Annotated in this window: 19 protein-coding genes, 1 tRNA gene and 1 pseudogene; 14 read left to right on the top strand and 7 right to left on the bottom strand. The window is 62.9% G+C overall.

Annotated features, from left to right (window positions below):
- Positions 1 to 235: 235 nt before the first annotated feature.
- The 3 genes from R6254_RS12940 to R6254_RS12930 are packed head-to-tail and all read left to right on the top strand — an operon-like array spanning position 236 to position 1,949.
- Entirely contained in the window at positions 236 to 946 is a 711-nt protein-coding gene (locus R6254_RS12940) for an RNA polymerase sigma factor (protein WP_318407347.1), read from the top strand.
- 38 nt (positions 947 to 984) lie between these two features.
- Positions 985 to 1,557, top strand: a complete 573-nt coding sequence (locus R6254_RS12935; protein ID WP_318407345.1) for a ferritin-like domain-containing protein — start codon at positions 985 to 987, stop codon at positions 1,555 to 1,557.
- Positions 1,557 to 1,949: a c-type cytochrome gene (locus tag R6254_RS12930; RefSeq protein ID WP_318407343.1), complete on the top strand. Its 393-nt coding sequence runs from the start codon at positions 1,557 to 1,559 to the stop codon at positions 1,947 to 1,949. Before R6254_RS12935 ends, R6254_RS12930 begins: the two co-directional genes overlap by 1 nt.
- A gap of 114 nt (positions 1,950 to 2,063) precedes the next feature.
- Here R6254_RS12930 and R6254_RS12925 read toward each other — a convergent pair whose 3' ends face one another.
- On the bottom strand, positions 2,064 to 2,321 hold the full coding sequence (locus R6254_RS12925) for a hypothetical protein (protein ID WP_318407342.1): 258 nt from the start codon (positions 2,319 to 2,321) through the stop codon (positions 2,064 to 2,066).
- 127 nt (positions 2,322 to 2,448) lie between these two features.
- Here R6254_RS12925 and R6254_RS12920 point away from each other — a divergent pair, with 127 nt between their 5' ends.
- Positions 2,449 to 4,800 (top strand): xanthine dehydrogenase family protein molybdopterin-binding subunit, encoded by a 2,352-nt coding sequence (locus R6254_RS12920; RefSeq protein WP_318407341.1) that lies wholly within the window; start codon positions 2,449 to 2,451, stop codon positions 4,798 to 4,800.
- 178 nt (positions 4,801 to 4,978) lie between these two features.
- Positions 4,979 to 6,049 (top strand): flavodoxin family protein, encoded by a 1,071-nt coding sequence (locus R6254_RS12915; protein ID WP_318407340.1) that lies wholly within the window; start codon positions 4,979 to 4,981, stop codon positions 6,047 to 6,049.
- A 42-nt stretch (positions 6,050 to 6,091) separates the two neighbouring features.
- On the opposite strand, the pseudogene R6254_RS12910 reads toward R6254_RS12915, so the two are convergent.
- From R6254_RS12910 to R6254_RS12900, 3 genes and pseudogenes are all read right to left on the bottom strand, one after another.
- Positions 6,092 to 6,352 (bottom strand): annotated as a pseudogene (locus R6254_RS12910) (2Fe-2S iron-sulfur cluster-binding protein); the annotation flags it as partial.
- Positions 6,353 to 6,363: 11 nt separating this feature from the next.
- Positions 6,364 to 7,578: an aromatic ring-hydroxylating dioxygenase subunit alpha gene (locus R6254_RS12905; RefSeq protein ID WP_318407338.1), complete on the bottom strand. Its 1,215-nt coding sequence runs from the start codon at positions 7,576 to 7,578 to the stop codon at positions 6,364 to 6,366.
- A 19-nt stretch (positions 7,579 to 7,597) separates the two neighbouring features.
- Positions 7,598 to 8,569 carry a Bug family tripartite tricarboxylate transporter substrate binding protein gene (locus R6254_RS12900; protein WP_318407336.1) on the bottom strand — a complete coding sequence of 324 codons (972 nt, stop codon included), beginning with the start codon at positions 8,567 to 8,569 and terminating at the stop codon, positions 7,598 to 7,600.
- Positions 8,570 to 8,656: 87 nt separating this feature from the next.
- Between R6254_RS12900 and R6254_RS12895 the strand changes: the two genes are divergently transcribed.
- Positions 8,657 to 9,583 (top strand): LysR family transcriptional regulator, encoded by a 927-nt coding sequence (locus R6254_RS12895; protein ID WP_318407334.1) that lies wholly within the window; start codon positions 8,657 to 8,659, stop codon positions 9,581 to 9,583.
- A 13-nt stretch (positions 9,584 to 9,596) separates the two neighbouring features.
- Here the strand turns inward: R6254_RS12895 and R6254_RS12890 are convergent, their stop codons facing one another.
- Positions 9,597 to 10,064 (bottom strand): tellurite resistance TerB family protein, encoded by a 468-nt coding sequence (locus R6254_RS12890; protein WP_318407333.1) that lies wholly within the window; start codon positions 10,062 to 10,064, stop codon positions 9,597 to 9,599.
- A 215-nt stretch (positions 10,065 to 10,279) separates the two neighbouring features.
- On the opposite strand from R6254_RS12890, the gene R6254_RS12885 reads away from it, so the two are divergent.
- Together R6254_RS12885 and R6254_RS12880 are read left to right on the top strand one after the other, a co-directional pair.
- Positions 10,280 to 10,690, top strand: coding sequence for an RcnB family protein (locus R6254_RS12885; RefSeq protein ID WP_318407331.1), 411 nt, complete (start codon positions 10,280 to 10,282; stop codon positions 10,688 to 10,690).
- Positions 10,691 to 10,868: 178 nt separating this feature from the next.
- Complete coding sequence (locus R6254_RS12880; protein ID WP_318407330.1) at positions 10,869 to 11,693, top strand: oxygen-binding di-iron domain-containing protein; 825 nt, start codon at positions 10,869 to 10,871, stop codon at positions 11,691 to 11,693.
- 30 nt (positions 11,694 to 11,723) lie between these two features.
- Here the strand turns inward: R6254_RS12880 and R6254_RS12875 are convergent.
- Positions 11,724 to 11,799 (bottom strand) — tRNA-Ala (locus tag R6254_RS12875).
- Between the two features lie 118 nt (positions 11,800 to 11,917).
- On the opposite strand from R6254_RS12875, the gene R6254_RS12870 reads away from it, so the two are divergent.
- Positions 11,918 to 12,205, top strand: a complete 288-nt coding sequence (locus R6254_RS12870) for a putative quinol monooxygenase (RefSeq protein ID WP_318407328.1) — start codon at positions 11,918 to 11,920, stop codon at positions 12,203 to 12,205.
- 102 nt (positions 12,206 to 12,307) lie between these two features.
- On the opposite strand, the gene R6254_RS12865 is transcribed toward R6254_RS12870, so the two are convergent.
- Positions 12,308 to 13,198, bottom strand: a complete 891-nt coding sequence (locus R6254_RS12865; protein ID WP_318407327.1) for a LysR family transcriptional regulator — start codon at positions 13,196 to 13,198, stop codon at positions 12,308 to 12,310.
- A 240-nt stretch (positions 13,199 to 13,438) separates the two neighbouring features.
- Between R6254_RS12865 and R6254_RS12860 the strand changes: the two genes are divergently transcribed.
- From R6254_RS12860 to R6254_RS12840, 5 genes are all read left to right on the top strand, one after another.
- Positions 13,439 to 13,813, top strand: a complete 375-nt coding sequence (locus R6254_RS12860; RefSeq protein WP_318407325.1) for a TerB family tellurite resistance protein — start codon at positions 13,439 to 13,441, stop codon at positions 13,811 to 13,813.
- Positions 13,806 to 13,961 carry a hypothetical protein gene (locus tag R6254_RS12855; RefSeq protein ID WP_318407323.1) on the top strand — a complete coding sequence of 52 codons (156 nt, stop codon included), beginning with the start codon at positions 13,806 to 13,808 and terminating at the stop codon, positions 13,959 to 13,961. Before R6254_RS12860 ends, R6254_RS12855 begins: the two co-directional genes overlap by 8 nt.
- Positions 13,962 to 14,090: 129 nt before the next feature.
- Positions 14,091 to 15,065, top strand: coding sequence for a TerC family protein (locus R6254_RS12850; RefSeq protein WP_318407321.1), 975 nt, complete (start codon positions 14,091 to 14,093; stop codon positions 15,063 to 15,065).
- Positions 15,062 to 15,577, top strand: a complete 516-nt coding sequence (locus R6254_RS12845; protein ID WP_318407319.1) for a universal stress protein — start codon at positions 15,062 to 15,064, stop codon at positions 15,575 to 15,577. The genes R6254_RS12850 and R6254_RS12845 overlap by 4 nt, the downstream gene beginning before the upstream one ends.
- Positions 15,578 to 15,602: 25 nt before the next feature.
- Entirely contained in the window at positions 15,603 to 16,550 is a 948-nt protein-coding gene (locus R6254_RS12840) for a sodium-dependent bicarbonate transport family permease (protein WP_318407317.1), read from the top strand.

The raw sequence follows: 16,550 nt of genomic DNA, 5'->3' as shown, positions 1-16,550 counted from the left end.
CGCCGCGGCGCAGGCACTGCCGCAGGGGATTGCGGTACAGCTGTGTAGGACGACGCCTCCTGGGGTGCGTCAGTGCCTGGTGATCTCAATCAAATTGCCCTTCAGCCCTTTCGGGATGGGCGCAAGCAGCTATGAAAAGAAGAGCGACTGGGCGTGGCCAGCGTCGCCGAAACAAGTCGGCTTGAAAAAAGCCGGAACGGCGGAACGTGTTGCACCATCTAATGGACAGAACACCATGAAAAACCTCCACGCCCTCCCATCCCCAGCGCTGGACAGCAGCACGGACACCGAGCTGGTGGCCCTGGCCGCTGCCGGCAACGAGCTGGCATTTGCGCAAATCATGCGGCGCCACAACCGCCTGCTGTTTCGCACCGCACGCAGCATCCTTAAAAACGACGATGAAACACAGGATGTGTTGCAGGAAGCCTATTTACACGCCTGGCGTGCCCTGGCGGGCTTTCGGGCCGACGCCCGGCTGTCGACCTGGCTGGTACGGATTGTGGTGAACGAGGCGCTGGGGCGGTTGCGGCGTGGTGGTGCGTTGGTGATGCCGCTACATGCGGTGGTGGATGCCGATGAAGAAACCGCGGAGATGAGCATGCCAGCCAACCCCGACGAGCAGCCGGAACGCGCGGCCATGCGGGCGCAGGTGCGCCAGCAGATCGAAGCCCGCATCGACACCTTGCCCGATGCTTTTCGCACCGTTTTCATGTTGCGCGGCGTCGAAGAACTCAGCGTGGAAGAAGTGGCGTTGGTGCTCAACATCCCCGAAGCGACGGTGCGCAGCCGCTTCTTTCGTGCCCGCGGCCTGCTGCGCGAAGGTTTGTCACGCGACATCGACCTAGGCATCGGTGATGTATTTTCATTTGCCGGCCCGCGTTGCGACGCCATCGTCGAACGCGTGTTGGCAAACATCGCTCGGGAGCGCGGCGCAGGCCGCTCCTGACACTCTCGCCCCACGTGTATGTTTAACCGGAGATTGCCATGTCCTTCTTGTTGATGCCCACCCCTGTCGCCGCAAGGCGTATGTTTCTTGGCCGCACGGGCGGCCTGGTGTTGTCGGGGGCGGCGGTGGCGCTGCTGGCCGGCCAGGAGGTGCTGGCCGCCAAGGCCGGCGGCTCCAAAGCCGGTGACATCCAGATTCTCAACACCGCGATCGCGGCCGAACTCGAAGCCATTGCCGCCTACCAGCTGGGCGCCGAAAGCAAGCTCCTCAGCAAACCCGTGCTGGACCTGGCGCTGACCTTCCAGGGCCACCACAAGCAACACGTGACCTTGCTTTCAAGCACAGTGGAAAAGCTGGGCGGCAAGGCCGTCATCGCCAAAAGCAAATACGACTTTCCGGTGGATCAGTTGAAAGCGGAGCTGGACGTGCTCAAATTTGCCGCCAAGCTGGAGCAGGGCGCGGTCAGCGCCTACCTGGGCGCCGTGCCCCTGTTTGAGAACCGTGACCTGTCCAAGGCCGCTGCCAGCATCCTGGGCGACGAAGCCATGCACTGGGCCGTTCTGCGCCAGGCCATCGGCGAGGTGCCGGTGCCCTCGGCCTTCATGGCGTGATGCCGCGCCGTTCTGGCGGGTTGGCGGCGCTGCTGGCGCTGTGTGCCGCCGCAACGGCTTCGGCACTGGCCGCCGCGCCCGAGGTGCTGCGTGGTGAGCAGCTGTATGCACGTTGCGCCGCTTGCCACGCACTGGCCAGCGACCGCGTCGGCCCCCGGCATTGCGGCCTGCTGGGCCGGCGTGCCGGCAGTGTTCCGGGCTTTGTGTATTCGCCAGCGATGAAAAAGTCGGGCCTGGTATGGGACGAAAAAACGCTGAGCCGGTTTTTGGCCAAACCGATGGCGGTAGTGCCCGGCACCCGCATGACGTACGACGGAGTGCCCGATGCCAAGGAGCGGGGTGAGCTGATCGCCTACCTGAAGGCGGCCAACGGCGAAGCACCCTGCAAGTAGAAAAAAGTGCCGCAACTCGTGTGACGGCATTTTTCAGGGGCGAAATTAGCCTCTAGCCCAGGCAGGACGGGCGCAAGAAGCTATTAAATTGGTAGCGATTCAGGCCCGCAAGCCTTACAGCGGACCCGAAGGGCCGGTTTTCCCGGCAATCTTGCGCCGCAGATAGATACCGATGAACGCGGCGCCCAGCACCAGCGCAAACCAGCCGACCAGCGAGGCGCTGGCCACAATGCCCTGCATGCCCGGGGACTTGATGAAATAAGGGGAGATCAGCACGGCCAGCCCGATCAGGGCGCACAAGACGCCTTTGAACAAAAGTTCGTTGTTGGCCTTGTTGCTGTGCCGGCGTATAGGGGGAGAAGGTAGGGGCATGGCCCGATTGTCTGCCAAATGCGCCGCCCTGCAGCGATTCAGGCTTGCCCGTATAGTGGTTTCTCGTCCTTGCCCGGCCCGCGCCTCCCGATGGGTTGCCGGCGAGGTCGCCACCAAGGGGTATTTCTTGACCACTCCCAGCCCAGATTCCCAGACCCCCGCCGCGCGTTTTGGCAGCGGACAAGCGGTGCGCCGTCTGGAAGACGATGCCTTGCTGGCCGGCGCCGGCCGTTTCACCGACGACGTGAACCTGCCGGGGCAGACCCATTTGTTTTTTGTGCGTTCGCCTTATCCGCATGCACGTATCGTGGCGCTGGACAGCGCGGCGGCGCGCGCCATGCCGGGTGTGTTGCAAGTGCTCACCGGCGCCGAGCTGGTGGCTGCCGGCGTGCTGCCGATTCCGGGTTCCATCGGTTTCAAACGCGCCGATGGTTCGCCCAGCGCATCGCCGCCGCGCCATGTACTGGCCCATGAACGTGTGCGTTTTGTCGGCGAGGCTGTGGCCGCCGTGGTGGCTGAAACAGGGCAACAAGCCCGCGATGCGGCCGAAGCCATCAGCGTCGACTATGACGAGTTGCCCATGGTGGTAGACGTGAATGACGCGCTGACGGCCGGTGCCCCGGCCTTGTGTCCCGAAGCGCCGGACAACATCGCCGCTGAAACCCGTTACGGCGATGCCGCCGCCACGACCGCCGCCTTTGCCAAGGCGTGTCACATCGTCAAGCTGGACATCGTCAACCAGCGGCTGGCGGCGTTGAGCCTGGAGCCGCGTTCGGTGCTGGCGGCGTATGACAACACCTCGCAGCGCCTGACCATACGCATGAGTACCCAGATGCCCTCGGGTGTGCGCAACTCGGTGTGTGAGGCGCTGGGCCTGGCCAAAGAAGCGGTGCGTGTGGTGGTCGGCGACGTGGGTGGCGGTTTCGGCATGAAAACCGGCGTGTACCCGGAAGACGTGGCCGTGGCTTTTTGCGCGCGCACGCTGCAGCGCCCGGTGAAATGGGTGGCCGAGCGCAGTGAAGAATTTGTTTCCAGCACCCATGGCCGCGACCTGCAAAGCCAGGCTGAACTGGCGCTGGACGAACACGGGAAAATCCTCGCCTTACGCCTGGCCTCGCTGGCCAATGTGGGGGCCTATGCGACCGGCGCGGGGGTGGCGATCCAGGTGCTGATTGGTCCCTGGGTGCAGACCAGCGTGTACGACATCCAGACCATTGATTTTCATTTCCGCACCGTGTTGACCAACACCGCCCCCACCAGCGCCTACCGCGGCGCGGGCCGGCCCGAAGCCATCTTCACCATGGAGCGGCTGATGGACGAAGCCGCGCGCCAGACCGGTATCGATCGTCTTGAACTGCGCCGCCGCAACTTTATCCAGCCCGCGCAAATGCCTTACAAAAATCCCATGGGCCAGGTGTATGACAGTGGGCGTTTCGAAGCGGTGATGGACCAGGCCTTGCTGCTGGCCGATTGGTCGGGTTTTGCGGCGCGTGCGGCGGCATCCAAACAACGCGGCTTGCTGCGTGGCCTGGGGATTTCGACCTTTCTGGAGTGGACAGGCGGCAATGCACTCGAAGAACGTGTGACGGTGGATGTTCTGGCCAACGGCGTGATTGAAGTTTTCTCGGCCGTCAACGCCATGGGGCAGGGTATTGCGACCTCGCTGGCGCAACTGGTGGGGGATACGTTTGGTGTGCCCATGGACCAGGTTCGCATCGTGCTGGGCGACACCGACCGCGGTGATGGTTTTGGCAGCGCCGGTTCACGCTCCTTGTTCACGGGCGGCTCGGCCGTGCGTATAGGCGCCGAACGTACGATCGACAAGGCCAGGCAGTTGGCGGCCAAAGAATTCGAGGCGGCCGAGCAGGACATCAGTTACAGCGACGGCCGCTTCCAGGTGGCGGGCACCGACCTGGCCATCGACTTGTTTGCGCTGGCGGCGCGCCAGCCGGAGCAGCGTATTTTCATGGACTCGACCACCGCCGTCGCCGGGCCGTCCTGGCCCAACGGCTGCCACATCAGCGAGGTTGAAGTTGACCCGCAGACCGGCCGCGTGGCGGTGGTGGCGTATGCCTCCGTCAACGACGTGGGCCGTGTCGTCAACCCGATGATTGTGCGCGGCCAGCTTGACGGCGGCGCCGTGCAGGGCATAGGCCAGGCCTTGTGTGAACACCTGGTCTACGACAGAGAAACCGGCCAGCCCGTGACCGGCAGCCTGATGGACTACGCCGCGCCGCGCGCCGACGACGCACCGCCGTTTAAAACCGAAATGGACGAGTCCACCCTCTGCCTGAACAACCCGCTGGGTGTCAAAGGGGTGGGTGAACTCGGCACCATAGGCGCCGGGCCCACGGTGGTGAATGCCGTGGCCGACGCGCTGGCGCGCAACGGTCTGGCGGCGCAGGCCAGCCAGTTGCAGATGCCGCTGTCGCCATCCCGGCTTTGGCATCTGTTGCAGGCTTCAAGGCCAAAAAATTAAATAAAAATGGCCTCTATCCCTGATGTGGCGGGCGCAAGCAGCTATGAATAATGTAGCGCCCCGCGCACGTTCTGTCATGGCGGGCTTGACCCGCCCTTCATGCCGCTAGCGCCACACATCGCGTAGGACGACATCCACGACCGAGGTTGGCGCGCTGCAACTTGCCTAAACTGACCGAATGACTGACATCCGCAAAGGCCAGGCGCCCGCCGTTTTGTCGCGCCAAGTGTTTCATGAACGTTTCATGCAGTCCTTCATGGACCCGGCCTTCCGGGCCGAAGATAGCGCGATTTCGCGGGTCGAACACATCGCCTGGGAGGCTTACCAGGAAGGCCGCAAGGCGCCCCTCACGCGCAAGGCCGGCCGGGGTTATGCCGACCCCGATTACGAGCTGTCGGCGGAGTGGCTGGAAACCAAAAGCCGCATCAAAAAAGCCCAGGCCGCCTGGAAAGACCCGGCCTCCCAATCCCGGGTGCTGGTGATCTGCGGCTCGGCACGCAACGACGGCACCTGTCCCGGCGAAATCTCCAAAACATTCCGCATGGTCCAGTGGGCTGAAAAGGTTTTGAAGAAGGCCAAGTGTGAGACCGATGTGCTCGACTTGAGCCTGCTGACGTCCAGCTACCACCTGAACATTCACCCGTGCAAGGGCTGTGTGTCCACCGCCATGCCGCTGTGCCACTGGCCCTGCAGTTGTTACCCCAACCATGCCTTAGGCCAGACCAGCGACTGGATGGCCGACATCTATGAACGCTGGACCGCCGCGCACGCCGTCATCCTCATGACACCGGTGTACTGGTACCAGTCGCCCAGCCCGCTCAAATTGATGATAGACCGCCTGGTGTGTGCCGATGGCGGCAACCCCGACCCGACCAGCACCCATGGCAAACGGCCGGCCGAGGCCAAGGCGCTGGAAATGAAAGGCTGGGACTACCCCAAACACCTGGCCGGGCGTGTCTACGGCCTGGTGGTGCATGGCGACGTGGCCGGCATCGAGGGCGTGCGGCGCGGTTTGTCAGACTGGCTCGACTGGATGGGCCTGATCGATGCAGGCAGCCAGGCGCGGCTGGACCGTTACGTGGGTTATTACGAACCTTATGCCACCAGCCACGAAGCGCTGGATGCCGACAAGGCCATGCAGGGCGAGGTGCGCAACGTGGCCAGCGCGGTGGCCCATGCGGTGCAGGCCTTGCGGGCCGGCACCTTGTCGCAGCCCGACAAGGGTTTGACGCGGCCGCGCCCCAAATAAACCGCGACAAACGGGGGCGGGGCGGCGAAGCTCAGAGCCGCTTCACAGGTCCAGCACCAGCAGGGCGCTTTTGGAGCGCGAGCAACATGGCAAAAACTGGTCGTTGGCGTCCTGTTCCTCGGTCGTGAGAAACATGTCCCAGTGCTCGGGCTCACCTTCCAGCACACGGGTCAGGCAGGTGCCGCAGACGCCTTGTTCACACGAGGTGGCGAGGGCCACGCCGCCCTCGCGGAGCGCATCCAGCACCGACTGCTCCTTGCCCACGGTGATAACCCGGCCCGAGCGGGCCAGCCTGACCTCGAAATCGGGCGTCATCAGTCTTCCAGAAAGTTGCCGGCGGAGAAAAACACAGGCGGCGCCTCGGGATCGAAGTTCACACCGGCCGGGTCCTGGCCATCTTTGATGGCCTCCAGTTGTTTTTGCAACAGGCGGCGCAACATCACGATGCCGCGGTCGCTGGTGGCCAGGTGTTCTTCCGAATGCCGGGCGATGGGGCCCTGGCTGGTCATGGCTTCGTAGTCGCCGGGGAACTGCTGGTGTTCTTCTTCGGTCAGATCTTCCCAGAGCTTGCCGCCCAGGCGCGAGCGCATCTTGGCCAGCTCGCCGGCCTCGCGGACACGCCCAACCACATAGATGCGAAAGCTGTGGTCATCGATAGGCAGAATCCAGCCCAGCGACTCGACCCGGCCGTAACGGCCTATGCGCGGGCTGGGGATCACCCGCAGCGTCGGCAGGCCGGCCTCGCTGATGCGACGCAAGGTCTTGCCGTCCGGCAGCTTGCGCAGAGAGACGGTGCGCACACTTTGTTCGGCCAGGTCCCACGTCACCTCGGGCATCACCGCCATCTGTTCGACGAACTGGGTGCCGCTGAACGAGGAATGCAGGATGACAACATGAAAAGGATCGACCAGGTTCTCGTAATGTTGCAGCCAGTTGCAGGGAATGACTGGCGGGCCGCCGCCGCCTATGCTGTTGTTATTGCTTTCGAGAAACTCGCCCTCGTCCAGGGTCTCCAGGCATTCGTAACGCGGCAGCACCGGTTTTTTCTCGGGTGGACCCATGTAGGTCCAGACCAGGCCATACAGCTCCTGCACCGGGTACCAGGGCTGGCGCACCTTGCCCTTGGCGCGTCCGCCCTCAGGCTCGCAAGGTTGCTCGACGCAGTGGCCCTCCACATCAAACAGCCAGCCGTGGTAACAGCAGCGGATGCCGGCTTCTTCCACCTTGCCGTAATACAGCGAGGCGCCGCGGTGGGCGCAGTTTGGATGCACCAGGCCAGGCCGGCCGGTCTTGTCGCGAAACAGGATCAGGTCTTCACCGAGTACGCGCACCTGGCGCGGTGTGTCGCTGGCATCGGCCGTGAGGCCCACCGGGTGCCAGTAGCGGCGCAGCAACTCGCCCATGGGCGTGCCGGGGCCGACCTCGGTCAGCTCCTTTTTGTGGGTGGGTGGCGGGCGGCCGTAGGCCGTGCCGGTGTCCACGGCGATGGGGATCACACGTGCTGGTACTGTGGAGGCGATGTCGGTCATGCTGACGGATGCTTTCTGTTTATTGCAAGGTGACGCCGGCCGACTTGATCAGCTCGCTCACGCGCGGAAAGTCGGCCTTGAACACTTCCATGAACTGCGCCGGCGTGTTGCCCAGGGGCTCGAAACCGTAACCGGTCAGGCGCGCTTGTACATCGGGCATGGCCGTGATATCCCGCAGCGCCGTGACCCAGGCGTCCTGGATGGTGGTCGGCAATTTCGCGGGGGCGTACACACCTATCCAGCTGTCGACGTCGAAGCCCTGGAAGCCTTGCTCGGCGAAGGTGGGCACATTCGGCAGTGTGGACACACGACGCGTACCGGCAATGCCCAGCACCTTCATCTTGCCGCCTTGCACCTGGGCGCGCGCGGTGGACGGGTTGGACCAGGCAAAGTCCAGGGCTTCGCCAAACAAGTCGTTGTGCGCGGCGGCTTCGGACTTGTAGGCGACATGGGTCAGGTTGGCACCGCTCTGGCGTTTGAGCAGTTCGCCGAACAGGTGGGCGGCCGAGCCGTTGCCCCAGGTGCCGTAGTTCAAGACCTTTTGCTTCTTCGCAAATTCGACAAACTCCTTGAGGTTGTTGTAAGGCGCGTTGCTGCGCGCCACCAGCATGGGGCCGCCGGTGGCCAGCATCGACAGCGGGGTGAAATCCTTCACCGGGTCATAAGGCAGCTTGGGCATCAGGATGGCACTGTTCACATGCGACAGCGGCAGGGTGAACATCACCGTGTGGCCGTCGGGCGGCGCTTTGGCCACAAAGTCAGCCGCGATGATGCCGCTGGCCCCGGGCTTGGCGTCGATGATCACAGCCTGGCCCCAGCGCTGCTGCAGCTTGTCGGCATAGACCCGCGCCAGCGTGTCGATGGGGCCACCCGCCGTGCCAAAAGGCACAATGCGGATGACCCGGCTGGGGAAGGGCGGCGTTTGCGCCAGCAGCGGCGCGCCGGCCAGGGCCGCCAGGCCGGCGACGAAAGTTCTTCGGTTCTGCCCCATGATCTTGTCTCCTGATTTTTGTTTTAACGCAAACGATGATGCAATACCTGCGGTGTTCAAGGCAATTCGAATGTTTGGATATGAGATATGAACCCGCGTGATATCCGCGGCCTGGAGCTGGGCATGTTGCGCACCTTTGATGCGCTGATGCGCGAGCGCAGTGTCTCGCGCGCCGCAGCCCGCCTGTTTCTGAGCCAGCCCGCCGTGAGTGCGTCATTGAACCGCTTGCGCGAAACCTTTGCCGACCCGCTGTTTACCCGCACCGCGCATGGCGTGGTGCCCACCGGGCGGGCACTGGCGCTGGCGGCGCAGGTGGAAAAAGTGCTGGCCGATGTGGCGACGCTGCTGGAGGCCGACCTGCCTTTTGATCCTGCGACCTCGTCCAGAATCTTCCGCATCGCCGGCTCAGACCACGCCAGCCAGCTGATCCTGCTGGCCTTGAGCCAGCGGCTTGCCGCTTGCGGTTCGGCCATCCGCCTGGTCTGGGAGCCGCCCGGCACCTGGCCGCTGGCCGACCGCTTGCGCAAGGGGGAACTGGACCTGGCTGTGGTGGCGCGTATCCACACACCGCGCGACATCGAGCACGTGGCGCTGTATGAAGACCACTATGTCTACGTCACGCGCCACGATCATCCACACAGCGGCCAGCCGCTCACACTCGACAGTTTTTGCGCGACGCCGCAGGTTTTTCTGGGCTACGGCACATCGACGCTGGAAGACGTGATCGACGAAACCCTGGCCAAAAGCGGCCGCCAGCGCCTGCCCCAGATCGCCGTGAGCAGCATAGGCCAGATCGTGAACCTGCTGGAACACAGCAACCACGGTGCGGTGATAGGTGCACGTGTGGCGCAGGCCCATGCCGGCAAGTTGCATGCGCAGCCGCTGCCGTTTGTGCTGCCGGGCTACAAGGTGCTGGTGTGCTGGGACGCCAGGGCCAGCGCCGACACCGGCATCGACTGGCTCAAGCGGCAGATACTGGAGATCATGGGGCCGGACCCCACGCCCCTGGCTTGACACGCGCAGGCGCTCAGGCCTGGCCCGTGCTTTCCTTGGCGCGCAGCTTGGCGGCGATGTATTCGCCGTGTGTCACATGCAACAGCCCGGCGATCTTGCTGATCAGGTGGTTCTCATGCGCATCCAGGTGGGCGTCGGCGTAAGCCACCTGCCACATGTTTTCAACGACTTGAATCTTCTGCGCGTGTGTAAAGTGTTCGTTCAGACTGGCTGTGAATCGGTGGTAGTCGTAAGCGGTTTGGGCGGTCTGCTCCGCCAGTTCCACCAGCCGGGCCAGTTCGTCATCGGCGAGTGCGAATCGCGTGCGCAACGTGGCAAGCACCGCATCTCTTTCGGCCGGACGGATGTCCGGGTCGGCGCGCATGACCTCCACCAGCAGCACGGCCGTGGCCAGTTGCAGCGCGTGTTCGCGCTCGCGCGGCGACGGCATTCCGGCAGAAGCCGCGAAGGTATCGAACAGGTCTTTGAGGGTTTGCAGCATGGGTGTTGCTAAGGTCCGGGTGTTGGCCAAGGGGTCGCCGTCATAAGGGAACAGTGGGGCCCGATCTGAGGTTTTGCAAGACACCGCGTCTGCGCAAGAGCCACTTATCCAGTCGCGTGCTTGAGCGCAGGTAAAGATGACTTTAGCCTACATCTCGCCAACCAGCGGGGGATAAAAAAGGAAATCTCAATCGCCAACATGAGCAGAGGAAATTTATGAAAAACAACACTTGCGTAGCGGCTCTTGCTGCTATGACCCTGGCCCTGAGTGGCCTTGCCCCGGCGCAAGGCCGTGACGAGCGTCCGAGGCAGGACAACCGACCCAACGAGGCGCAACGTGCCGGCCCTCATCAGGGCAGGCCCGGCATGCATCGTGGCGAACAGCGGGGCCAAGAACGCCGCGCCCCGGAACACGCCGAGGGGCGCGGTGCGGGCCCGGATCACAATTTCCACAAAGGCGGTCGTTTACTCGCGGGCTACCGCGGCCATCAGTATGTGGTTGATGACTGGCGGGCTCACAGGTTGAGCGCACCGCCACGCGGTTACCGCTGGGTGCAAACCGGCGCGGACTATGTGCTGGTGGCCATTGCGACCGGCATCATCGCCGACATCCTGCTGGGTCAATAAGGCTGGCAGCGACAACAGGCGCTGGCGGCCCGGCGGCTGTCCCTTCATGCGTGGCCAACATGGGCCACCGGGCCAGGACTTCGCTTGTTGATTCTTGTCGTGGTTGACATGTATCAACGCCGTTGAGGGCCGGCGGGTCTAGAGTGGTGCTTCATCTTTTTGAGCCTTCACCCACGCCATGCCCATTGAACTTTACCGAGATGCCCACCATGCCTGCCTGATGTTCACAGACCTGATTGAAGAAGACGGGCAGGCCGTCCAGGCGAATCAGTTTTTGATCATCGACAACGGCACAGGCGCCATCATCGACCCCGGCGGTAACCTGGCTTTCAACGAGTTGTTTCTGGGCATGTCGCGGCATTTCAGCCCGCAAAAACTGTCTTACATCATCGCCTCCCATGCCGACCCCGACATCATCGCGTCGCTGGACCGCTGGCTGACCTCCACATCGGCCAAGCTGGTGATCTCGCGCGTGTGGGAGCGTTTTGTGCCGCATTTCACCAAGGTCGGAAAAACCGACCAGCGCATGATCCCCGTGGCCGACGGCGGTGGGCGCTTGCCGCTGGGCAAAAGCGAGTTGTGGGTGCTGCCCGCGCACTTTCTGCACTCGGAGGGCAACTTCCATTTTTACGACCCGGTCAGCCGCATCCTGTTCACGGGTGATCTCGGCGTGTCAATGACCTCGGGCCAACAGGCGCAAGTGCCGGTGACAGACCTGACACACCACATCGCGCGCATGGAAGGGTTTCACAAACGTTACATGGTGGCCAACAAGATTCTGCGCCTGTGGGCCCACATGGCGCGGCAACTCGACATCACCATGCTGGTGCCGCAACACGGCGCGCCGCTGACGGGTGCGGCGATTGGGCAATTTTTCGACTGGATTGAATCGCTGGCGTGTGGGGTTGATCTGTTTGATGCGCGCAACTACCAGTTGCCCACGAACAAAATCAATCCCTGGCCTGCTGGAGAAAACCGTCGGGCGCTGGGCGCTGTTGCCTGAGCGCCTCCGGAAAAACGGTTTGCGAAGAAGTGGTGGAGAGGAGGAGGATCGAACTCCCGACCTCTGCATTGCGAACGCAGCGCTCTCCCAGCTGAGCTACCCCCCCCACTGTCTGCTTATCTTAGCGATATGTGGACCTGCTTGCCAGTGTTTGCCACGCAGCCTGCCTGCGCAGTACCATGGGTGCGCCAACGACCCAGCCACCCTTCGCCAAGGAGACAGGTATGCATTACGTTCTTGCCCGCATCACCGTTCAGCCCGCTGCCGCCGACAGCGCGCGGCAGTTGCTCAGCACCTTGGTGGCGCAGTCGCGCCAGGAGGCGGGCTGTGTGTCGTATGCGCTGTACCAGCAGGCCGCCGCGCCGCATGTGTTTCAAACCGTGGAGGAATGGAAAGACGAAGCCGCTGCCCAGGCCCACATGGGTACGCCGCATGTGGCTGCGGCCATTGCTGCCGCTGGTCCCTTGTTTGCCGCGCCGCCGGAAATTCTGGCTTACACCAAGCTGGCCTGAAGCTGCCGGGCGGGGATCGCCATTTGAGCATCAAATAGACCTACAGCCCATAGCCATAGGGCGCAGGCAGCTATTGAAAGTATAGCGATTCTGCTGTGGAAGCTAGCCAGCACGCTGGGCCGGCAGCAGCTTTTGCACCAGCGGGTGCAACAGCTTTTTATGCGCTGCGATGGCGTAAAAATGTTCCTCAACGCCTTCGCAGGGCCCGACACGACGGACTTTGTAGCGCTCTATCATTTCCTCCTGCATCAGCTCTGCCGCCGGAAACACCCCCATGCCTGCCGCGCCAAAGGTCTTGAGCAGGGCGCTGTCCTCGAATTCGCCGACCAGCCTGGGCGTGATGCCCAGCCGGTCAAACCACTGGTCGATCGGTACACGCACGGCGCCGTGGGGGGTGGGCAGCAACACGGGCACACTCGCCAGCGACCGCGGAAAATCCTTTCGCGCCGCTGCGTACAGGGCGGGCGGCGCATACCAAGCCAGCGTCGACGAGGCGAGGGGGTGGCTGTAGAGCTTGACGTTGGGATTGGGCGGCGCGGGACGGTCGGCCAGGATCACGTCGAGCCGATGCAGTGCCAGGTCGCCGAGCAGGTCTTCGAACTCGTCTTCGTGGCACACCAGCCGCAGCCGGGGTTCGTGCATGACGGGCTGCAGCAGGCGCCGCACCGCGAGCTTGGGCAGCCCGTCGGAGATGCCAACCGCCAGCCGGACCGCCGGCGCGCTGGTGGCGTCGCGCACCAGCGCCGGCAGTTGTTCGCCGAGCTGGAAGATTTGCTCGGCCTGCCGCAGCGCCGCGCTGCCCGCGTCTGTCAGCGCCAGGCCACGGCCCTCGGGCTTGAGGAGGGCATAACCGAGCGAGCGTTCGAGCTCGCGGACCTGGGTGCTGACCGTCTGCACTGCCATGCCCAGGCGCTCGGCGGCGCGGGTCATGCCGCCTTCCTTGGCGACAACCCAGAAGTAATACAGGTGGTGGTAGCTGAAGTTTTTACTCATGGTTCTGTTTTTTAGAAGAATTTTATCTGAATTATCTGCTTTTAAAGAAGTGCTTGCAACGTTATCGTCGAGGCTTCCAACGCGAAGGAGATCAACATGCAGGTTATTGCTGAATCCCGCGGATCCCTGGATAAGTGAAATTTTGACTGATCAGTTTTATCGTTTCAAGGAGAGAAAATCATTCGCCCCTTCCCCGTTAACAGCGCGCAAGCGGCCGCGCGCATTGTCGCCCTGGCCGCTGTGGCCGACGGCACCATTTGTAGAGCCGAGTTCAATGTGCTGGATCGCTTGCGCACCTACCGGCAGCTCGGGCTGACCCGGAGCGCGTTTCACGACCTGATCCACACTTTGTGCGTTGACTTGCTCACGCCTGCACATCTGAGCCGCTCTGACGTGTGCCGCGTGGACGACCGCGCACTTGCCGGATTGATGGCTGAGATTGACGAGTCCGGGCTGCGCCTCAAAGTCTTGCGCCTGTGCATCTCGGTGATTGAAGCGGACGGACTCATTGCCGATGGTGAGTCCCTGGTGCTGGCAGCGGCCGCCAAACACTGGGGTTTGTTCCCCGAGATGTTGGGCAGCGAGCCAGCGGCTCAGGCCATCGAACATGTCTGACTACGCGCTGCCCTTCGTGGCACTGGGCGCCTTGATCTTGTTCTGTGCCTGGCGTGAGCAGGCGAGCGACAACCGGCGCGATGCCCGGCTGATCGCTGCCTGCGGTGCGGGCAGCATGCTGGCGGGAGCCGCAGTGTGGCTGGTTTGAGCCCGCACGCCCTTCTTGCGCTGCCTTGTATTCAAAAAGAACCTGCTAGCCAACCCTTCAACCTTTCAACCTTTCAATCATGACCTCCCCACCACGCCCCTTTCCTGACCTGCTGCCGCAGCGTGTCTTATGACCAACATCGAATCTTTTGCCACTGGCCCCATGTGGGCCGGTTTTATCGTCTTTGTGTTGGTCATGCTTGCGCTGGACCTCTTTGTCCTCGGCGGGAACAAGGCGCACCGTGTCTCGGTGAAGGAAGCCGGGAGCTGGGTCGTTGCCTGGATGCTGCTGGCCGTCAGCTTTGGTGCCCTGTTGTGGTGGTACCTGGACGGAACCGCCGGCCGTGAGATCGCCAACCGCAAGGCGCTGGAGTTCTTTACCGGTTATCTCATTGAACAGACTTTGTCGGTAGACAACATGTTTGTGTTCGTCATGATCTTCACCTACTTCGCGGTGCCGCCCGAACTGCAGCGCCGCGTTCTGCTGTACGGAGTGATCGGTGCGATTGTCATGCGCGCCGGCATGATCATGGCCGGCGTCTGGCTGGTGTCGGAGTTCGCCTGGATTTTGTACGTGTTCGGCCTGTTCCTGGTCGTCACGGGTATCAAAATGCTGGTCATGGCTGACCAGAAGCCCGATCTGGAGAAAAATCCCTTCCTCCGCTGGCTGCGCGGTCATATGCGAATCACGCCGGGTTTTCATGGGGAAAAGTTCTTTGTCCGCATCAACGGCCTGCGTTATGCCACGCCGATGTTTCTGGTGCTGATGATGATAGAGGCCAGCGACCTGGTCTTTGCGGTTGACAGCATCCCCGCCATTTTTGCGGTGACCACCGATCCGTTCATCGTTTTCACTTCCAACATCTTTGCCATCATGGGCTTGCGAGCGCTGTACTTTCTGCTGGCTGACATGGCTGAACGCTTTCATCTGCTGAAGTACGGCCTGGCGCTGGTGCTGGTTTTCATTGGCGGAAAAATGCTGGTGATGCCGTGGTTCCATATGCCCGTGCAGTGGTCCCTGGCGATCGTTGGTTCGATCATTCTGATCTCTGTCGTCCTCAGTCTGAAGTTTTCGAGTCGCCATCTTTCGAGGAGCAAATCATGAGTGATATCGCATTGCAGGACCCTATGCCGGTGCCTGTTATTGAACAGCGCGACGACATGGAAAGGCTTGTTGCCGTCACCTGGGAGGGCAGCGGCGCCGGTGACGCTACGCGCAGCGATCGCTGGCTGGTGGCAGTGGACGGCTCAGCGGGCTCCCTGCGCGCAGTCGGGGCGGTGGCGCGCATGGCTGCGGTGGAGCAGGGCGCCGGGGTCGATCTGGTCCATGTCCAGTCCTGGCTGAACAAGGAAGCTGCAGAGACCGAACTGGCGCGGCGCGGCTGGGCAGCCACGGCACAGGCGCGTCAGGTCCTTGACGCGGCGGGCGTCAGCTGGCGTCTGATGTCCCGCATGGGGGAAGAGGCGCCGGAGATTGTCCGCCTGGCGGAGGCGCTCGGCAGTCGCGGTATTGCCCTGGGCTCGCGCGGGCTGACGGCTACCGAATCCATGTTGCTCGGGTCGGTGGCTTACAAGGTGGTGCATCTGGCCCAGGCATCCGTCCTGTTGGTGCGCTGATGCGTGCGCCTGTACGGAGCCCGTGATGTCCAGCTTTGAACCGGTCATCCTGTTCTTCGTGCTGGGCGCGTTGGCTGGGTTCGTGCGTTCGGATCTGAAGATCCCGGGCGTCCTTTACGAGTCCTTGAGTATCTTCTTGCTGCTCGCCATCGGCCTTAAAGGCGGTGTCGAGCTCGCGCGTTATCCACTGTCAGAGCTGGCGCTGCCGGTGCTGGTGGTGGTCGCGGCGGGCGCCCTGATTCCACTGATCGCCTATCCGTTGCTGCGCCAGATGGGCCGCCTTCCCCGCGCCGATGCAGGATCGATCGCTGCGCACTACGGGTCTGTGAGTGTGGTGACCTTCGCGGTGGGTGCGACCTACCTCGCACGGCTGGGTGAGACGACAGAAGGCTACATGGTGGTCTTTCTCGTGCTGCTCGAATTTCCTGCGCTGGTCATCGGCGTACTCCTCGCGCGGCGTGGTGAAAAGAACACGCCATGGAAGCACGTGCTGCACGAGGTGTTTGTCGGTAAAAGCATCGTCTTGCTGCTGGGCGGCTTGGTGATTGGCTGGATCGCCGGAGCCGGCGGCATCGCCCCGCTGGACCGCCTCTTCTTCGACCTCTTCAAAGGTGTGCTTGCATTCTTTCTGCTGGAGATGGGTCTGGTGGTCGCCCGGCGTTTCGGTGAATTGCGCCGTGCGGGCCTTTTCCTGATCGCATTTGCTGTCTTCATGCCCCTGGCGGCGGCGGGCCTGGGCCTTCTCACTGGCTGGTGGCTCGGCCTGTCGGTGGGCGGCATCACACTGCTGGCCACGCTGTACGCCAGCGCCTCCTACATCGCCGCACCCGCAGCGATGCGGATCGCCGTGCCGCAGGCCAACCCGGCGTTGTCGATAGGCGCGGCCCTCGGCATCACCTTTCCGTTCAACCTGATCGTGGGCATTCCGCTGTACCACCGGCTTGCCCAGTCCCTCCACCCTTTGGGAGTGTGA

Source organism: Polaromonas potterensis, from assembly GCF_033446725.1.
Classification (GTDB): Bacteria; Pseudomonadota; Gammaproteobacteria; order Burkholderiales; family Burkholderiaceae_C; genus Polaromonas.
The sequence above is the reverse complement of the archived record's forward strand: the minus strand, read 5'-3'. Positions and strand labels throughout refer to the sequence as shown.